At 50.4% G+C, this 17,698-nt stretch carries 19 protein-coding genes; 5 read left to right on the plus strand and 14 right to left on the minus strand.

The annotated features are described in order from the left end of the window. The first annotated feature begins 344 nt into the window (after positions 1 to 344). Positions 345 to 1,208 carry an AraC family transcriptional regulator gene (locus tag I8J30_RS24605; RefSeq protein WP_210662676.1) on the plus strand — a complete coding sequence of 288 codons (864 nt, stop codon included), beginning with the start codon at positions 345 to 347 and terminating at the stop codon, positions 1,206 to 1,208. A 50-nt stretch (positions 1,209 to 1,258) separates the two neighbouring features. On the opposite strand, the gene I8J30_RS24610 is transcribed toward I8J30_RS24605, so the two are convergent. The 4 genes from I8J30_RS24610 to I8J30_RS24625 all read right to left on the minus strand — a co-directional run bounded on the left by I8J30_RS24610 (position 1,259) and on the right by I8J30_RS24625 (position 4,992). Further along, positions 1,259 to 1,960: a DsbA family protein gene (locus tag I8J30_RS24610; RefSeq protein WP_210662678.1), complete on the minus strand. Its 702-nt coding sequence runs from the start codon at positions 1,958 to 1,960 to the stop codon at positions 1,259 to 1,261. Between the two features lie 273 nt (positions 1,961 to 2,233). Next, entirely contained in the window at positions 2,234 to 3,313 is a 1,080-nt protein-coding gene (locus tag I8J30_RS24615; RefSeq protein ID WP_210662680.1) for an acyltransferase family protein, read from the minus strand. Between the two features lie 196 nt (positions 3,314 to 3,509). Next, entirely contained in the window at positions 3,510 to 4,295 is a 786-nt protein-coding gene (locus tag I8J30_RS24620; protein ID WP_210662731.1) for a TrmH family RNA methyltransferase, read from the minus strand. Between the two features lie 31 nt (positions 4,296 to 4,326). Beyond that, positions 4,327 to 4,992, minus strand: coding sequence for a potassium channel family protein (locus tag I8J30_RS24625; protein ID WP_338044937.1), 666 nt, complete (start codon positions 4,990 to 4,992; stop codon positions 4,327 to 4,329). Positions 4,993 to 5,136: 144 nt separating this feature from the next. On the opposite strand from I8J30_RS24625, the gene sspI reads away from it, so the two are divergent. Further along, positions 5,137 to 5,376, plus strand: coding sequence for a small acid-soluble spore protein SspI (sspI, locus tag I8J30_RS24630; protein ID WP_210662683.1), 240 nt, complete (start codon positions 5,137 to 5,139; stop codon positions 5,374 to 5,376). Positions 5,377 to 5,380: 4 nt separating this feature from the next. Here sspI and I8J30_RS24635 read toward each other — a convergent pair whose 3' ends face one another. From I8J30_RS24635 to I8J30_RS24660, 6 genes are all read right to left on the minus strand, one after another. Then, positions 5,381 to 5,842: a DinB family protein gene (locus tag I8J30_RS24635; protein ID WP_210662685.1), complete on the minus strand. Its 462-nt coding sequence runs from the start codon at positions 5,840 to 5,842 to the stop codon at positions 5,381 to 5,383. Between the two features lie 71 nt (positions 5,843 to 5,913). Continuing rightward, positions 5,914 to 7,014: a Gfo/Idh/MocA family protein gene (locus tag I8J30_RS24640; RefSeq protein ID WP_210662687.1), complete on the minus strand. Its 1,101-nt coding sequence runs from the start codon at positions 7,012 to 7,014 to the stop codon at positions 5,914 to 5,916. A 98-nt stretch (positions 7,015 to 7,112) separates the two neighbouring features. After that, on the minus strand, positions 7,113 to 8,207 hold the full coding sequence (locus I8J30_RS24645; protein WP_210662689.1) for a Gfo/Idh/MocA family protein: 1,095 nt from the start codon (positions 8,205 to 8,207) through the stop codon (positions 7,113 to 7,115). A gap of 59 nt (positions 8,208 to 8,266) precedes the next feature. After that, positions 8,267 to 8,905: a ThuA domain-containing protein gene (locus I8J30_RS24650; RefSeq protein WP_091212261.1), complete on the minus strand. Its 639-nt coding sequence runs from the start codon at positions 8,903 to 8,905 to the stop codon at positions 8,267 to 8,269. Between the two features lie 44 nt (positions 8,906 to 8,949). Then, positions 8,950 to 10,122 (minus strand): Gfo/Idh/MocA family protein, encoded by a 1,173-nt coding sequence (locus I8J30_RS24655; RefSeq protein ID WP_210662691.1) that lies wholly within the window; start codon positions 10,120 to 10,122, stop codon positions 8,950 to 8,952. 95 nt (positions 10,123 to 10,217) lie between these two features. Beyond that, positions 10,218 to 11,303 carry a LacI family DNA-binding transcriptional regulator gene (locus tag I8J30_RS24660; RefSeq protein ID WP_210662732.1) on the minus strand — a complete coding sequence of 362 codons (1,086 nt, stop codon included), beginning with the start codon at positions 11,301 to 11,303 and terminating at the stop codon, positions 10,218 to 10,220. Positions 11,304 to 11,450: 147 nt separating this feature from the next. Here I8J30_RS24660 and I8J30_RS24665 point away from each other — a divergent pair, with 147 nt between their 5' ends. After that, positions 11,451 to 11,795 carry a TM2 domain-containing protein gene (locus I8J30_RS24665; RefSeq protein ID WP_210662693.1) on the plus strand — a complete coding sequence of 115 codons (345 nt, stop codon included), beginning with the start codon at positions 11,451 to 11,453 and terminating at the stop codon, positions 11,793 to 11,795. Positions 11,796 to 11,816: 21 nt separating this feature from the next. Further along, entirely contained in the window at positions 11,817 to 12,251 is a 435-nt protein-coding gene (locus I8J30_RS24670; protein WP_210662695.1) for an NINE protein, read from the plus strand. A 59-nt stretch (positions 12,252 to 12,310) separates the two neighbouring features. On the opposite strand, the gene I8J30_RS24675 is transcribed toward I8J30_RS24670, so the two are convergent. The 4 genes from I8J30_RS24675 to I8J30_RS24690 form a co-directional block, all read right to left on the minus strand. Next, complete coding sequence (locus I8J30_RS24675; RefSeq protein WP_091212250.1) at positions 12,311 to 13,897, minus strand: peptide chain release factor 3; 1,587 nt, start codon at positions 13,895 to 13,897, stop codon at positions 12,311 to 12,313. A gap of 18 nt (positions 13,898 to 13,915) precedes the next feature. After that, positions 13,916 to 14,545: a cyclase family protein gene (locus I8J30_RS24680; protein ID WP_210662697.1), complete on the minus strand. Its 630-nt coding sequence runs from the start codon at positions 14,543 to 14,545 to the stop codon at positions 13,916 to 13,918. A gap of 32 nt (positions 14,546 to 14,577) precedes the next feature. Continuing rightward, positions 14,578 to 16,134, minus strand: a complete 1,557-nt coding sequence (zwf, locus tag I8J30_RS24685; protein ID WP_210662699.1) for a glucose-6-phosphate dehydrogenase — start codon at positions 16,132 to 16,134, stop codon at positions 14,578 to 14,580. A 125-nt stretch (positions 16,135 to 16,259) separates the two neighbouring features. Continuing rightward, positions 16,260 to 17,075 (minus strand): YwmB family TATA-box binding protein, encoded by an 816-nt coding sequence (locus tag I8J30_RS24690; RefSeq protein ID WP_210662701.1) that lies wholly within the window; start codon positions 17,073 to 17,075, stop codon positions 16,260 to 16,262. 94 nt (positions 17,076 to 17,169) lie between these two features. On the opposite strand from I8J30_RS24690, the gene I8J30_RS24695 reads away from it, so the two are divergent. Beyond that, entirely contained in the window at positions 17,170 to 17,580 is a 411-nt protein-coding gene (locus tag I8J30_RS24695) for a hypothetical protein (protein WP_210662703.1), read from the plus strand. The last annotated feature ends 118 nt before the right edge of the window (positions 17,581 to 17,698 follow it).

Consider the following 17,698-nt stretch of genomic DNA (forward strand, 5'->3'; position numbering starts at 1 on the left):
GCGCTTACTAAATAATTCGGAATGCATTTTCCAACTGTTTGTTCATTGGCATGAAATGCACATTTCTTTCGTTCACGTGTCCTCTTGCTTCTGACGATTACCTATTTTCCAATCTGCCAACCGCCGGTTGCCTGCTGACACGATGACTCTGCTCCTTCTAATAGTCCAAGTAGAAAGCTGATTTCCCTCGTATTTACGCCTTATTTAGTTGATCCAGCCTTCGACCCCTTCGCAAAAATGATATAATGCAGATACGATTAGTATAGAGGCTTAGCACCGCAAAAACTGTATATAAAAACACTGGATTTTATGTAAAAAACGATTATCTATGAGGATGGGTAAAAATGAAGGTAGAGGATTATGCGATTGCGCCTTATGTCCGGAACGCAGACTATGCGATCCGTCGGCCTTTTTTTCTGGGTGAGCGAAGCTTGCTGGATTACATCATTTTTTATGCTCAAGAAGGTCAATTTGAAATTCAAATCGATGGTATCCTTCATGTTGTGAAAGAAGGCGATCTCTGCCTGCTTCAGCCTGGTGACGTCCATACGATTAAAGGAATCGGCAATACGATTAACCCCTATGTTCACCTGGATTTCTTCTACAATCCCCATAGGGAGAGCAGTTTCGTCACCAGACCTGGCCAAATAGACATGTCGACCTATATGGATTTCATGCAGCCGCGGCTTCATGATTGTGAAACCTTAAATATCCCCTTTAAGCTGGAGACTCCCAATCAGAACAAGCTAAGGGATCTCGCATTCAAGATCATCGAGAACTGGCAATTGCAAACCTACATCGGAATGATGGACGCCAATCAGCTTGCTCATGAATGGTTAACGATCGTTTTCAAGACGTATATGGCGCCTCAACCGCGCACGCTGTCTAAACAGCCATTCTTAAATTGGATTACATCCTACTTCGCCTTTCACATATCGGAGCCCATACATATTGATGATATGGCCAAGAGAGCCGGCCTGTCCCCTTCCCGTTTCACCGTACTATTCAAGGAGCATTTCCACCAGAGTCCGTATCAGTACCTCTTAAAGCTGAGAATTAATTACGCGCAAGAACTGTTGAGAGATGGCATTTCCCTGCAAAAAGCGAGCGAATATTGCGGATTTACGGATGTCCACCACTTCTCCAAAACATTCAAATCCGAAACAGGAGTTAATCCGGGTTACTTTCGTAAAAATTGCAATAAATAATAAAAAAGATCAAATACCCGTTTGGTTCAATGGGTATTTGATCATAAACTTTATTCGTTTAATTGTTCTTCAATAAGTTCGACAATGGCTGCATAATCGAAAGGATCTTTAACCATGACTTGATTAATCATGATGCTAGGCGTTTGCATCACTCTATAATCCTGAACCAATTTTTCGTCTGCGCTGACTTCGTTTTGAACAGCCTCGCTGCTGATCGCTGCATTCAGTTTCTCAAGGTCGATAGCCGGCTTTACGGTTGCGGCGATTTCATTGATCTTATCTGTTGTTATCCATAATGCATCATGATCTTGTGCTGGCTGAGCTTGAAACAAGGCTTTATGGAACGGCCAGAACGCCTCGGGATTCTGTGACCAGACAGCTTCTCCTGCCTGTGCTCCCAGCCTGGATTCATCGCCATGAAACAGCACGTTAATATAGGTGAAATTGGCTTTCCCGCTATCCATATAGGCTTCCTTCAATTTCGGATAAAATTGCTCACCCCAAGCTTTGCAGGATGGACACTTATAGTCGCCAAACTCAACGATGGATACCTTGGCGTCTTTGTCGCCTTCAATCGGTTGATTGATAATCGCTGGCGCATCTTGAAACGAATTTCCGGTCTTATCGGTTGCTTGACCAATGATAAACAATAATACGAATAAACCTACGATAATCGATGTGAATAGAACCAGCTGTTTGCTTGACGGCCCTTTATTATTTCGGGTAGGCGTTGTTTTTATTTTTTTAGCCATGGTTGTTTCCTCCGTAATTGCTTAAGTTGACTTGGTACCGCATTGATCTATGTCAGATAGCTGGACGTACATTAACGTTTTCACTCTAACATATGAACACTTGCTCATCAATTCCATTTGGTTGCTAATTGTAAAGGCTTTATGAACCTTTCGGACCGGTTTCGGCCGGCTCCCAGAACAAAAGAGGCATCCCCCATGCAGGCTGCCTCTTTTGATTGCTTGATAAGATTTATATTAGAAATTCGTTCTTATCTCCTGACACATTCAAAAACTTTAGTTTACAGGCTGTGTTTTCTCATTGGTTATCCGATTGTTTGGACGTTTGAGATCTAATCCTACTCCAATGCGCCCGATGAAATAGCTCCCCCACGAAAATCGGTTAAAAACAACCACAATCCCCATCGAACCGCTTAGAGCGAAAAGGAATAGAACGAATGCACTAAACATGTTGTTGGGTAATATGAAAAAATGATCAATAACGGAAAGCACTAAAGGATGGACTAAATAGATCCCAAAAGAACACTGGCTTATTTTCACAATCAAGGATGGTACTCCTCTTAGTTTGGCTGCCACAATGAGCAACATGAACACTGTGCTCAACGTAAAGAAAATCATATCAAAGCGCTTGGAGGACAAGACAGGAATGATATCACTCATAAAAAGAAAGAGCATAACTATACCTGTAAGAGGGACTGACGCATAGATGTAATGTCGATACTTTTGCAACATACTTAGGTATTGCACATAATTTCTGCCCAAATAATAGGCTACTGCAAAATAGAACACCCATCCGATAAAAGGCATCCTATAGAATGTATCCCAAACATAGATCGCAGTTGGATGATCAGGCGGGCTGACTAAGTTAAAGAAAGCAAGATAGCTCACGTTTACCAGTCCGGCTATAATCAGTATCCATTTTGGACGAAACCGATTGAAGACATAGCGGACGAAAAACATATGCAATAGATAGAATTGAAATATAATAGCTACAAAATAGGCTGATGTTTCACCGAGAAAGAAGCCTTTAACCAAATTGGTTGCTAGGACTGAGATTTCCGCTTTCCCAGCTAAAGTAAACGTGTTCTGAAGGGAATAGATGATAACAAAACAGATATACGGTATTCCGATATAACGCAGTCTTTTTTTCAAGAACCCTTTCGGCGTGTGAGTTGGATAGGCATTTGCCAATACGATCTCGGAAATCAGGATAAACGCAGGTGTGCCGAATGAAAGAAACAATCTTAATCCACCAAAAAACCAGCTATCCGCGACATCAACGCTGTGTAGAAATACAATACTTAAACATGCGACAGTTCGGAGCAAAAACAACTCTTTCAAGCTTACTTTCCCCACTAATTCCCCCCGCTTTCATCGTTCATCTACTCGAACGTTGTATACGAAATGTATCAATAAATAGGGATGATGTAAATAGCAAACTACGAATTTAAGTGTTAACTTCTTATAAATAAGAGACTAAAAAAAGGCTGCCCTGAATGATCAGGGCAACCCTTGAAGTTCGTAGCAGTTGCTAGTGTGAGATCGTTAAACATTAACGATACCGCCGCTGCCGCAGCGCCTCATACAACAATATCGTACTGGCCATCGCCACATTCAGCGACTCCGAATGGCCATGCATCGGGATGATGATGCTCGTATCCACTTGCCCCAGTACATCCCCAGATAATCCTTGCGATTCGCTGCCCATCAGCAGCCAAGTTGGCCCACTCCAGTTATAACTGTAACAGGTAGCCGATGCTTGCAGACTTGTCCCGACAAGGGAAATTCCGTGCCTCTTAGCCTCAGGCAGCAGTTCGCTAAGATCCCCTTCAATGACCGGAAGATGGAACAACGAGCCCATCGTCGAACGCACCGTCTTCGGATTGTAGAGATCGACGCAGCCTTGTCCGAGCACAACGGCGTGGGCGCCGACCGCGTCCGCGCTGCGGATGATCGTGCCGACGTTGCCGGGATCGCGTACGCCGTCCAGCACCACAACCAGCGAGTCTTGCTGATACAGCTTGGACACGTCCGCATAAGGCTTTGCGGCCACGCCGAACACCGGCGGCGGAGAGTCCGTCCCCGTGCATTTGGCCATAACAGCCGGGGTAGCTTCAATCAGCTCGCAATCGGTTTGCCCAAGCAGCGTACGAAGCTCGCCCGGTATGCCGCGTTCCATATCGATCACGATTGTCTCCACATCGGCGCCGGCAAGCAGCGCTTCCTGCACCAAGTGGACCCCCTCGATAATGAAGCGGCCCGAGCGGTCCCGGTGCTTCTTCTCCAGCAAGGCTGCCATCGCTTTCACTTTCTCATTTTGCACTGAAGTAATGCTCATCATTCGTTTATTGTTCGTTTGCACGTTATTATCAGCCTTCCGCATAATCAAGCTCTAATTCCGATAAATGTTCCGTTTTGCCCACAATAACCAGCACATCGTCAGTTCGAATAACATCCTCCGCCAATGGAGAAATATTAAGCTCGTTCCCTGTCTTGATCGCGAGTACATTGCATTTGTATTTGGCGCGAATATCTAACTGCTTTAGGTTTTTGCCGACGGCAAAAGAGGGTACCTTGATCTCGACGATGCTGTGATCCTTCGACAGCTCGATGTACTCCAAGATGTTGGGGGAAATTAAATGATGGGCGACACGCATGCCCATATCCCGCTCCGGAAACACCACTTTGTCCGCGCCGATCTTCGTCAGCACCTTGCCATGCAGCTCGCTTTGCGCCTTAACGATCAGCTGCGGAACGCCAAATTCCTTCAATATAAGCGTCGTAAGAATGCTTGCTTGAATATCCGCGCCGATCGCTACGACGACGACATCGAAGTTGCGCAACCCAAGTGACCGCAACGCATCCTCGTCCGTCGAATCCGCAGTAACGGCATGCGTTACCCATGCGGACACGTCCTCGACCTTCTGCTGATTGGAATCGATCGCCAGCACGTCAAAGCCAAGCTTGGACAGCGATTGTGCGACACTTGTGCCAAACCGTCCCATACCAATTACCGCGTACTGCTTATTCGGCAAGACTTTCATCTCCCTTGAAGCAATTTGAGCTTATTATAGCACAATTTCCTTATATATCCGAACGCCTCGCTGCATCCTCCGGCATGAAATCAAGGTCGCAAGGAAATATTAATCCTCGAATCTGTATGTGATGGAGGGATCAGATTGAACAATCTTGATTTGCGGCAGGCAATCGTTCGTCGGGTACAAAATTTAACGGGGGAAGAACTGACCGACGTCATTGAAGGCTCCATCGGAAGTGATGAGAAAGCACTCCCCGGACTAGGAGTACTGTTCGAGATGATTTGGAAAAACAGCGAAGAAAGTGATCATAACCGCATGGTTCAAGCACTCTACGACGTGCTTCATCCCGCTGCGGAAAGCGCATCACCGAGTCCAAGCTGACCGCTCACGCATGCCCGAAGATTTGCTGCAAATGATGCTCCATATGAGCCACGTAATCTTCAATCAGCCATTCCAAGGTGACCGTAGTTCCGCTTGGAAATTGTCCGGTACGCGCTAAACTTAAAGGCGATAACCCTGTAATGACGCGCAAGACGGATTGATTAAGGCTCACCCATAACGCGAGCACTTCTTCAGGGGGAGCATCGAAATACCGCTGAGCCCTCACCCAATTCTCTTGGTCGTAGGGGACGATGACCGGTATCGCTTCCCTTTCAGTATGTCCATCAATTTGAACGAACCGGCATAAATTGTTGATGGATGAATCGCATAGATGTCCAAGCAGCTGCAGACGCGACCATTTCCCTTCAGCGATGGGCTGCACGATTTCGTGGTGACCGAATGATTGGAATCGTTGTGGCACGGAATCCAGCATAGCTTCCATGCTGCGAATGGAATTCGAAATCATAAGCGACCCTCCTATAAACAGAAAAATGACATTCAAACCGTGACGCCGGTTTGAATGTCTTTTTCTGTTTCTTATACGACTGCGTTGCTTTCGAGCGCCGGCATCGGCTCCGGACGGTCGCAAGTGCTTTCCATCACGTAGTGTTTGCCGTCACGGGAAGCATCATGGAAACCATGCATCGCTTCAAGAACATGATAAGCCATTGCCCCATTCGCGCGATGCTGACGACCTTCGGCAATAGCGCGCGCCATGTCGGCCACGCCGATGCCGCGGTTGTTGTCGGTGTTGCCGTGCGTGAACGGCACTTCCTCCCATTCTTCCGTGCCGTAACGGCGCAGCTTAATGGTACCTCCGAATGTATTCGGATCCGGTACAAGCAAGGAGCCTGCGCTGCCATGAATCTCGATGTTCGGCAATGAAGTGCCTGCCTTGGAATCGAAGCTCGTAATCAGCGTTCCGACAGCGCCGCTTTGGAAATCGATAACGCCGGCAATATGCGTTGGCGTCTCGACTTTAATGATTTTGCCGTTCTTCTTCTCGCTCGTAATCGTGCGCTCCGGGAAAGGAATAATAGCCGAGCCTGTCACGCGGCGAAACGGACCCAGCAGCGCGATGTAGGCCGTCAAATAGTACGGCCCCATATCAAACATCGGGCCGCCGCCGGCTTCATAGAAAAACTCCGGATCCGGATGCCAGCCCTCTGGTCCTTCACCAAGCATGAAGCCCGTTACGGAAATCGGAGTACCGATGGCGCCGTCATCGATCAGCTTGCGGCAAGTTTGAATGCCGCCGCCAAGGAATGTCTCCGGCGCGCTTGCGACGCGTAAGCCCTTCTCAGCTGCAAGGGCTAACACTTTCTTGCCTTCTTCTCTAGTAACCGCAAGCGGCTTTTCTACATAAACATGCTTACCCGCTTCAAGAGCCTGCAAACAAACAGGCGCATGAGCTTTCGGAATCGTCAGGTTTACGACGATTTCGATTTCCGGATCTGCAAGCAGCTGCTCTACCGTATAAGCTTTGGCCAGACCGAATTCCTCGGCACGCATCTTCGCGCGCTCCAAATCGATATCAGCTGCAGCAACAAGATCAATCTCCGGGTATTTCTTCAAATTCGTAAAATAAATTTGGCTGATATTGCCGCAGCCCACAATACCGACTTTTACTGGTTTCATGAATGAATCTCCTTTTATGTAACCTGAATATAGGATATTGAAAATGATCAGCCTACCCGAGCGAGCGGGCAGGCTGCGTGTCTCATTTCATATTAGCGTTATTGGGACTGAGCTTCAAGTGCAGGCATTGGCTCAGGACGCGCGCATGTGCTTTCCATCACATAATGCTTTCCGTCGCGCGAAGCATCGTGAATGCCGTGCATCGCTTCGAGCACATGGTACGCCATCGTGCCGTTAGCACGGTGCTCTCCGCCTTCGCGAATCGCGCGAGCCATATCCGCAACGCCAATCCCGCGATTGTTATCGATGTGACCATGAGTAAGCTCGATCTCTTCCCATTCTCCGCCTGCGCGGCGAAGCTTTACTTTGCCGCCGAAGCCGTTCGGATCCGGTACAATCAGCGAACCTTTACTGCCGTGAATTTCGATGTTCGGCAGCGATGTGCCTCCCGGTACGTCGAAGCTTGTCAGCAAGGTGCCGATCGCGCCGTTCTCGAAGTCGAGCACGCCCGTAATATTCGTAGGCGTTTCCACTTGGATAAGCTTGCCGCGTTTCTTCTCGCTTGTGATCGTGCGCTCTGCATGCGTAATCCGCGCCGAACCGGTAACGCGGCGAATAGGTCCAAGCAAAGTAACGAATGCCGTTAAGTAGTAAGGGCCCATATCGAACATCGGGCCGCCGCCGATTTCGTAATAGAACTCCGGATCCGGATGCCAGCTCTCGTGACCGCCGCAGAGCATGAAGCCTGTCGCGGATACCGGCATGCCAATTGCACCCTCGTCAATCAGCTTACGGCAAGTTTGAATGCCGCCGCCAAGGAACGTCTCCGGCGCGCTTGCGACACGCAGACCTTTCTTCTCCGCCAGCTCCAGCACTTGCTTGCCTTCTTCGCGAGTAACGACGATCGGTTTCTCCACATACACATGTTTGCCGGCTTCCAGCGCCTGCAAGCAGACAGAGGCATGTGCCTTCGGAATCGTCAGATTGACGACGATTTCGATTTCCGGATCAGCGAGCAGCTGCTCCACCGTATAGGCTTTGCTCAAGCTGAATTCAACGGCACGCGCTTTAGCGCGCTCGATATCGATATCCGCCGCCGCGACGAGCTCCACCTGAGGGTACTTCTTCAAGTTTGTAAAATAAACATGGCTGATATTACCGCAGCCAATGATTCCGACTTTTACTGGTTTCATGAAACGCCATTCCTCCTAAAAGTACGCATGATATAAAGTGCTCGCTGACTTTCGTATTCTTATGCTTCTTGGCTGCCGCGTGCTGCCCACAGGAATCCGCGGCGCATCAATTCAAGCGTTTGCGGCATGGCCACGATGTTCGCTTGATGCCCCAGTGAATTGTAGTACACGCGGCCTTCGCCCCAAGTCTTCGTCCAAACAATCGGCATTTTCACATCGCCAAACGACGTCGTGGCATGAACCTCATTGGCCGGGTCCACATGCATGTAATACTTCTCGGTGCACACTTCAAAATCGCCGATGCCGCTTGTAAGCGGATTGTCCTCGCGAACCATATTGACGTCGTAAACGACGCCGTCATTGCCCGGATGAGCGACCCACTGGCCGCCAACCATGAACTGATAATCGACATCGTTGCGGAAGGAATCGCCCATGCCGCCGTGGCAGCCCGCGATGCCGCAGCCCGCACGTACCGTATCGAGCAGCGGACGAAGCTGCTCCTGCGTAATCGACCCCATTGTCCATACGGGAACGATTAGATCCAGCTGTGCCATGAGCTCCTCATCCTTGTAAGCGTCCAGCGTATCCGAAACCGTTACTTCAAAGCCTTCTTTATTCAACAAATCGGCAAAAATTCCCGCTACTTCCTCCGGCTGATGACCATCCCAGCCGCCCCATACGATCAACGCTTTTCTCATGTTTCCCATCCTCTGCTCCAATAGTTAATCCGCAATCGTTCTCTTTATCTTAATTCCGAAATCGCGACCCAGCGGCGTTCGGCAATCGACTTATCGACAGCTTCCAGAACAGCCTGGCATTCTACGCCGTCTACGAAGTTCGGAACAGGCTGACGGTCTTCGGCCAGTGCCAGCATAAACTCGTGCATCTCATGCGTGAAGGTATGCTCGTAACCAATCGTATGTCCCGCAGGCCACCAAGCCTCGCTGTAGGCATGCGGAGCATCCGTTGCAATCACGCGCCGGAAGCCTTGAACGTCCGCAGCATCATCCGTAAAGTACACTTCAAGCTCATTCACGCGCTCAAAATCAAACTTGATGCTGCCTTTGCTGCCGTTGATTTCAAACGAATTCGTACAACGATGGCCCGGCGCGAAGCGCGTTGCTTCGATGCTGCCGAGCGCTCCGTTTGCAAAACGAGCCAGGAACAAGGTCGCGTCATCTACCGTTACCTGTCCGCGAGGCGCATCTGTGTCGCCTTTGGCACTAAGGCCGCTTAGGCCGAGCGTAGCCGTTGGCAGAGGACGCTCCTTCACGAACGTTTCGCTCATCCCGATCACTTCTTGGAATTCGCCCACGAGGAAACGAGCCATATCGATGACATGCGCGCCGAGGTCTCCATGCGAGCCGGAGCCGGCAATTTCCTTCTGCAGACGCCATACGAGCGGGAACTGCGGATCTACGATCCAGTCCTGCAGGAAGAAGCCGCGGAAATGATAGATTTCACCGATGCGGCCATCGGCAACCAGCTTCTTAGCGAGCTGTACAGCCGGAGCAAACCGGTAGTTGAAGCCAACCATATGCTTCACGCCGGCTTTCTCAGCCGCATTCAGCATCTCGATGGAATCCGCCAGATTAAGGGCAAGCGGCTTCTCGCAGAAGATATGCTTGCCCGCTTCCGCAGCAGCAATCGCAATCTCCTTATGCGCATCGCTCGGCGCATTGATATCGATCAAATCGATGTCGTCGCGCGTAACAAGCTTACGCCAGTCCGTCTCTGCGCTTTCCCAGCCAAACTGCTCGCGAGCCAGCTCCAGGCCGGCTGCATCCCGACCGCAAATAACCGCCATTTGCGGGCGAATCACTTTCGGGAAGAACATCGGAAGTGCTCTATAGGCATTGCTGTGGGCTTTGCCCATAAATTTGTAACCAATCATTCCTACTCGAATAGTGCTCATCGTTTGGTTCCACCTCTCATAAAATTAGGTTAGCAATGCGGTGAAACTTCCTCAATTATTAAGCGTGAAACCGATAGGGTCACCTATGCATCACGTTAGGTTGTCGTCGTTCTCGTTGTCTTGGAGGAAGCCCTTTCAATCAACTTTACAGGCAGCTTAACTTCAAAAGGGGAAGATGGTTCGGTCTCCGTCATCATGTCAAGCAGGCGGGACGCCGCCTCGCAGCCAACTTCATAGAACGGAACACGAATGGAGGTAAGCGGCGGCTCCGTCATCCGCGAGACATCGGAATCGTCACAGCCAACAAGCGCAACGTCCTCGCCTACGCGTATCCCGAGCTCTTTAAGCCCTTGCATGAGCCCGATCGCCATACGGTCATTCGCGGCAATCACCGCATCGACGTCACCGCTGCGAATAAGCTCCGCCACCTTTACAGCCTGCTGGTAGCCGCTCTTGCGGCTATAATTCCCGATCAGCACATGCTCGGCTTGGAAAGTCACCTGCGCTTCAATGAGCGCCTGCTGATAGCCCTTCAACCGATCCAAACTGTTCGAGTATTCCGCCGGGCCATTGAGAAAACAGATCTTCCGGAAGCCTTGCTGCAGAAGATGTCTGGCCGCATGACGGCTCCCCATTCGCTGATCGGCATCCACCGTGTTGAAGGCTTCTCCCTCAAAGCGCTGATTAACGAGGCAGAAGGGATGCTGCCCTTCCTTGAGCTCGGCAAGCGCTTCACGTTCCGTCGGCACATCTTGAGCGCCCAGTATGATGCACCCGTCAATCTTCTGCGTCCGAAACAGATTCGCATAATCACGCGGCTCGTCAGCCTCCCGAAACAAGAGCAGCAAATCATACCCGCGCTGCTTGGCCGTAACCCCGATCCCGCTCAATACTTCGGAGAAGTAATAAGTCGAGAAGAGATTCACCTTAGGCAATAGCGGCAGAATAACGCCGAGATTTCCGCTTCTGCGCAGCGCAAACCGCTGTGCGAGCGCGCTTGGCACATACCCCAGCTGCTTGGCGGCATCCACGACCCGTTTAGCCGTTTCATCCTTCACTGTCCCGGCGCCGTTCAGCACACGCGATACCGTCGCTTCCGACACTCCTGCTAATTCAGCGACTTTTTTACGGATAAGTCCTTCCTCCCATCCAAGGTAATCATCCAATGTACACGCGTACATTTTCTCATGCAAGCGGTTACCTGTCAATCCTTTTACAAGGCTGGCGCTTGAAAAATTTCCTGGTTATTCCTTGCCCGATTCTTGAATGCTGCATTATACTAATGAAGTCTAATTTCTAACAATTTATGACAAAGGGGACTCCTATTCATGCATTATAACATCGCCCAGAAGAGCCAACTGGACGCTCGCGAGCTGCTGCTTCTCGATCAAGAAGTAAGGAATCAGGGTAAAAACATGCTTGTCGCCTATATTCTGTGGTTCTTCCTTGGCAGCTTCGGCGCTCATCGCTTCTACATGAAGAAGACGGGTTCAGCCGTTGCCCAGCTGATATTAACGATTACGATTATCGGATACATCGTGTCGGCCATTTGGGTATTAATTGATGCCTTCCTGCTCCATGGAATGGTGAAAGAAGAGAATCAGCGCGTCGAAGGTCGAATTATAGATGAGCTGCTCGGACAGAAGCATTTCAATAATGCGATGAGACGTTAAGCAAAGGAGCAGTAGAAGCGCATGCTTACCAAACATGACTTGACCTTAAGTGAGCTGCTTATCCTGAATTCTGAGCTGCGCGGGGCCGAGAAATCCCCGGCCGTTGCCTATCTGATGCTGCTCGGCGGCCATCTTGGGCTGCATCGCTTCTATCTGAAACGTATAGGCTCAGGTATTGCACAGCTCCTCCTCTTCATAGCTGCGGTACTCTTCTACTTCGTCGGCGCCATTTCTTCAGCCGTTTCCTCTACATCCTCTTTCAGCATCCTGGCAATAATGCTATGCATCCTTTCAGGAGTCGCCCTTTTTGTATGGGTAATCGTAGATCTGTTCCTTCTTCCCGGGATGATTCGCTCCTACAATGAAGGCGTGAAGCAGGAAATTCTGGCCGCCATCGAGCATCATCGCCGGATGGAGCAGCTGGCCGGACGTCCTATTCCCGATTTGATCGACTGACGCAAAAAGACCTCAACGCCGTTAGCAAATAAACGGAATTGAGGTCTTTTCTTTATTCATTAAGGAGCCATCTCCAAGAACTTGGAGGTTGGATTCTTATCCATTGCGGTACGCATCGCATATTCATTCTCGAACAGCGCAACGTAATTATCTTTCTTATCCTTCACCAGCGTGGAATTAATCCGGTACTTGGAAGGATCGATCTTGTCATCGACGATCCAGCGGGCAAACTGGAATTGCATCCGGTGCAGCTGAATGTCGACGCCGTATTCCGAACGCATCCGATGCTCGAACACCTCGAATTGCAGCTGTCCGACAACGCCAAGAATGGTTTCATCGAAGTTGCCCGTGGAATGGAACACTTGAATCGTTCCTTCTTCGGTCAGCTGGTCGATCCCCTTCTGGTATTGCTTATGCTTAAGTGCGTTCTTCACGGTAACTTTCGCAAACAGCTCCGGCGAGAAGGTCGGCAATTCGTCGAACACGACGTCGCCGCCTTGTGACAAGGAATCGCCGATGCGGAAGATGCCCGGATCGAACAAGCCGATAATATCGCCCGGATAAGCATTTTCTACGATATCCCGGTCCTGCGCCAGAAATTGCTGCGGCTGCGCAAGCTTGATATCCTTGCCGTTACGTACATGGCGAACGCTCATGCCCCGTTCGAAACGGCCGGAGCAAATGCGCAGAAACGCAATCCGGTCGCGGTGGGCCGGGTTCATATTCGCTTGGATTTTGAAGACATAACCTGTGAACTTCTCGCTCATCGGATCGACCGGACCGCTCGTGCTCTGACGCGGCGTCGGCGATGGCGCAAGCTGCAGGAAGTTCTCCAAGAACGTCTGCACGCCGAAGTTGTTGACCGCACTGCCGAAGAACAGCGGGGTCAATTCGCCTGCACGGACTTTCTCGTAATCGAACTGATCCCCTGCGACATCAAGAAGCTCCAGGTCTTGAATCAATTGATCCGTCAAGAAGTCGCCCGCCATCTCGCGGATATGAGGATCGTTATAATCCTTTACCTTCACGACTTCAATCGTGGAATGGTCATTGCCTTGGAACAGCTCCACTTGGTTCTTCATCCGGTCGTATACGCCGCAAAGCTCGCGTCCCATCCCGATTGGCCAGTTCATCGGAACCGCCCGAATACCAAGCACGCGCTCCAGCTCTTCCATTAATTCAAATGGACTTTGGCCTTCGCGGTCGAGCTTGTTGATGAAGGTGAAGATTGGAATACCGCGCTTGCTGCATACTTGGAACAGTTTAATCGTCTGTGCCTCGACGCCTTTCGCGACGTCGATAAGCATGACGGCGCTGTCGGCTGCAGTCAGCGTACGGTACGTATCTTCACTGAAATCTTGGTGACCCGGCGTATCGAGAATGTTAACGCGATGACCGCTATAGTCGAACTGCATGACGGAAGACGTAACGGAGATTCCCCGCTGCTTCTCGATTTCCATCCAGTCGCTCGTCGCATGGCGGCTTGCCTTCCGCGCTTTAACCGTACCCGCTTCACGAATGGCGCCTCCGAATAGAAGGAGCTTCTCCGTTAGCGTCGTTTTTCCCGCATCGGGGTGAGAGATGATGGCGAATGTACGCCTTTTCTCAACTTCTTGTTTAATCTCATCGGTCATTGTTTTACTCATGATAGTTCCCTTCGTCCTTTACATGCCGCCGATCAAGAAAGCCCGGGCGGGAGCAGCGTCCAGCCCCGTAAGCTTAAGCGGCGCAATGGCCATAAAATAGTTGCCTGGCGTGACATCCTTCAAACGCAATCCTTCGACAATAATGATATTATTGCGAAACAGAGCGCGATGCGTCGGATATTCCGGCTGTGCGCGCTCGATGCCGAGTGCGTCCGTACCCAAACCGCGGATACCGAGTTCCACTAAATAACGAGCGCCGTCTTCGCGCAGGAAGACAAAGTTGAAATCAAATGCTTCCGAGAACGAGTTGCGAGTCTTGAACAGTACCCACTCATTGCGCTGCAGGTGAAGCGGCTCCAAATCTGCGAGCGTGATGCAGACCTCACAATGCGTCAAATCGACGACGCGAGCATAGCCTATGAGCTGCTCCAGACCGATCGTTTCAATCGTCTCGCCATCTTTCAGCATATGCAGGGGGGCATCCACATGCGTACCGCAGTGAACATCCATATCAAGACGGGATTCGTAGACAGCCTGCCCGTTATCGTGGTTGGACACATTCGTGATCTTCGGAAGCTTCGTTTCTTTATTCTTATACACTTGCATCGACGGATCGATCGTCATCGAAATATCGTAAATTTTAAACATGGTCAACGTCTCCTATACCGTCTTGCATGCAATCATTTCGGTCCGCCGGAGATCCAAATCACGTTATCCTCAGCTTGCCCGTTTACCGGCCACCAGTGGAAGCCGTCTTGTGCAAGGAGTTCATCCGTGCGCGCCGGTCCCCACGAGCCTGCGGGATAGAGCTGAAGATCGGAGCTGTCTTCACGCCATGCGTCAGCGATGCGATCCACGAAGGACCACGCCTGTGCAACCTCATCCCAACGAGTGAAGTAGGTTGATTCGCCGCGAGCCGCATCATAGATTAAGCGCTCATATGCTTCCGGCGTATTGATGCCGATCATGCAGCTTTGGCAGAATTCCATCGAAACCGGCTGTACGACATTGTCGACGCCCGGCTTTTTCGCATTGATCTTGATATAAATGCCTTCCATCGGATTGACGCGGATGACAAGCAGGTTTGGTGCCAGATCATGACGACGCGCGAACAAGATATTGTCCGGCACGTTCTTGAACTCAATCACTACCTCGGTTGTTTTGACCGGAAGGCGTTTGCCCGTACGAATATAGAACGGAACACCTGCCCAGCGGAAATTATCGAGGAACACGCGAGCTGCAAAATACGTCTCGGTGGTCGATTCCGGATTAACGGAATCCTCTTGGCGATAGCCGCTAAGCGGTTTGTCTTTCGCCGAACCCTCGTCATATTGACCGCGAATGACATGCTGACTCACTTCGCCCGCCGACGAGAACGGACGCAGGGAACGCAGTGCTTTCACCTTTTCGTCGCGGATATCTTCCGGATGCAGCCTGCTTGGCGGCTCCATTGCAATCATCGCCAGCATTTGCATCATATGGTTCTGAACCATATCGCGAAGTGCGCCGGACTTATCGTAATAACCGCCGCGCTCTTCCACGCCTACGGTCTCGGAAAGCGTGATTTGCACATTAGCGATATGTTTATTGTTCCACAATGGCTCAAAAAATGCGTTGGAGAAACGGAGCACCTCAATGTTTTGCACCATTTCCTTGCCCAAGTAGTGATCGATCCGGTAGATCTCCTCTTCCTTGAACACTTGGCTAAGCTGACTGTTCAGCTTGCGCGCTGATTCGAGATCATAACCGAACGGCTTCTCGATAACAAGACGGTTCCAGCCCGCAGATTCCAGCAAGCCGCCGTCGCGCAGGTTGAAAGAAACCGGTCCGAACAAGTTCGGTGCCAGCGCCAAGTAGAACAAGCGGTTGCCCGGAATGTTGAATTTCTCATCCAGCCCCTGCGACAAGCGGGCCAGCTCCCGGAATCCGTCTACATTATTAATGTCGAGGGACATGTATACGAAATGCTCGGCGAACCGGTTCCAAAGCGCGGCATCGTCCGATTTGTAACGCGAAAACTCGCTGATCGATTCATACACGTCAGCTCTGAACTGCTCATTCGTCCGCGGTCTGCGGGCAAGTCCTACTACGGCGAAATCCTCGGCCAGCTTGCCTTCTTTATATAAGCTGAATAGCGCAGGAAACAGTTTCCTACGCGCCAAATCTCCTGTAGCTCCAAATAAATAATAAACCGCACCCTCTGCGGCAACTGATTCATGTTTGCTCACTTCGGTCATTTCCCTCATTCTCTCTTATGTATTTTCATACAACGATTGGTAAGATCATGTTATGTAGTTTAGCATATTGAGGCCATAGATGCTATTCATGCAAAGATAAAAAAAACGAATCGGTTTCCAAACTTCTAGTTATTCGGCAGCGAATAATCCCCCGTAATTAAAGGCACTCCGACGATTAATTCCCCGCTTTCCCCCGCTGCTGCGGATGATTCGGCCAACTGCAGATTCACTTTCGCGGAGCCGCTCAGTACGCTGCTTTGCAACGCTTCGCTGAAATACGTGATGCTCTCCGTATGACCGTCGTTATACGATTCCATCTCCTTGGCAGCGGCTAAGGCCGCAATTCGCGCAGCACCGCCTTCACGGACCGGTATACCGCGAACCGTAAATCCACCATGGATAACAAGATCAAGTCCCTCTGTTGCCCGCTCCACTTCGTCAATCATCTCTGTCATTGCAGTTCGGCTCGTGCCCGGATCTGTATTCAGCAGCAGAACAAGCTCAAACGGCTTGTCGCCGGACTGCTCTTCTTGGCTTGGCTTGGAATGAATCCATAGCTTCATATGTCCCGCTTCATTAGATGCAGATGCCATGATATCGACAGGCTCACTCCCATCCATGCTCGCAGACAACGTAAAGCCAAGCGAAGCGGCTATATGTTCGGCTTGCTTCCGATCGGAATCACTGTCCCAGCGGAACGTCCAGTTTGCCTGCTCCATTCCTCCTTTGTATTCACTGCCACTCCACTTCCACACGGCCTCCAAATCATGCCGAAGCCGCTCTCCCGTAGTGATAGGAGTCTCTTTGTTGTTGGCATAATTGGCACTCCACAGCCCGGCAGCCAGCAGCACGAGCAGAGCGGTCAGAACGCCCCACTTCGGGGTGCGTTTGGGACGTCGCAAGCTTGGGACGATATTGTCCTCGGGACGGGAAGTAGCCATATCATTTCACTCCTCGTTAGGTAAATAACCATACGCTTATGCCTGTAGGTGAATAGACTGTATCCAAGAACCCAGGGGGAGGTATCAAATAAAAGTGGACCAAATTTACCCGCTCCATGAGGATCATATTAAGAACTTTTGCGGCATGGCCGTTTGCGCCGTTACGCATGATGGTCAGCGACACTACGGTATTCTTAGCCGGTGTCATGGCGGAAAACTGATGTTTAATGAACAAGCCGGCGCTCTGAAGCATGTCAGCTCGAAAGCCGAGCCGCCTCAGCAGGGCAAAGTGACGAATTCGAAGGTGAAGAGCAAGAAAGGAAGCAAAAAAGCGGTGACGGAGGCTAAGCCGAAGGAAGCCGCACAAACGCAGGCTTATTACCCGTACGATCCGTATTATGGGGATCCGTACTATGGATATGGGTATGGCTACGGTTACTCGCCATTCGGAGGGGCTTTTGCCCTTGATTTGGCGGCTCTTGCTTTTCTTTTTCTACTCATCTAACAACGGCCGTTTTAAAGCCCGAAGCCTGGTGTGGTGTATGCTGCGAGGCAAGGGCTTTTTGTCTGCCGACAAACATCGATGATCGACAAACTGGAAAATTTTATTTAAACTGGTAGTA

Origin of the sequence: Paenibacillus lignilyticus (assembly GCF_017942085.1) — a bacterium.
Classification (GTDB): Bacteria; Bacillota; Bacilli; order Paenibacillales; family Paenibacillaceae; genus Paenibacillus_Z; species Paenibacillus_Z lignilyticus.

Coding starts and splice junctions, on each gene's coding strand:
- I8J30_RS24650 (WP_091212261.1), bottom strand. CDS start 8,905: ATGAGAAAAGCGTTGATCGTATGGGGCGGCTGGGATGGTCATCAGCCG.
- I8J30_RS24655 (WP_210662691.1), bottom strand. CDS start 10,122: ATGAGCACTATTCGAGTAGGAATGATTGGTTACAAATTTATGGGCAAA.
- I8J30_RS24610 (WP_210662678.1), bottom strand. CDS start 1,960: ATGGCTAAAAAAATAAAAACAACGCCTACCCGAAATAATAAAGGGCCG.
- I8J30_RS24680 (WP_210662697.1), bottom strand. CDS start 14,545: ATGTTTAAAATTTACGATATTTCGATGACGATCGATCCGTCGATGCAA.
- I8J30_RS24660 (WP_210662732.1), bottom strand. CDS start 11,303: ATGTACGCGTGTACATTGGATGATTACCTTGGATGGGAGGAAGGACTT.
- I8J30_RS24670 (WP_210662695.1), top strand. CDS start 11,817: ATGCTTACCAAACATGACTTGACCTTAAGTGAGCTGCTTATCCTGAAT.
- I8J30_RS24605 (WP_210662676.1), top strand. CDS start 345: ATGAAGGTAGAGGATTATGCGATTGCGCCTTATGTCCGGAACGCAGAC.
- I8J30_RS24635 (WP_210662685.1), bottom strand. CDS start 5,842: ATGATTTCGAATTCCATTCGCAGCATGGAAGCTATGCTGGATTCCGTG.
- zwf (WP_210662699.1), bottom strand. CDS start 16,134: ATGACCGAAGTGAGCAAACATGAATCAGTTGCCGCAGAGGGTGCGGTT.
- I8J30_RS24675 (WP_091212250.1), bottom strand. CDS start 13,897: ATGAGTAAAACAATGACCGATGAGATTAAACAAGAAGTTGAGAAAAGG.
- I8J30_RS24640 (WP_210662687.1), bottom strand. CDS start 7,014: ATGAAACCAGTAAAAGTCGGTATTGTGGGCTGCGGCAATATCAGCCAA.
- I8J30_RS24620 (WP_210662731.1), bottom strand. CDS start 4,295: ATGAGCATTACTTCAGTGCAAAATGAGAAAGTGAAAGCGATGGCAGCC.
- I8J30_RS24645 (WP_210662689.1), bottom strand. CDS start 8,207: ATGAAACCAGTAAAAGTCGGAATCATTGGCTGCGGTAATATCAGCCAT.
- I8J30_RS24690 (WP_210662701.1), bottom strand. CDS start 17,075: ATGGCTACTTCCCGTCCCGAGGACAATATCGTCCCAAGCTTGCGACGT.
- I8J30_RS24665 (WP_210662693.1), top strand. CDS start 11,451: ATGCATTATAACATCGCCCAGAAGAGCCAACTGGACGCTCGCGAGCTG.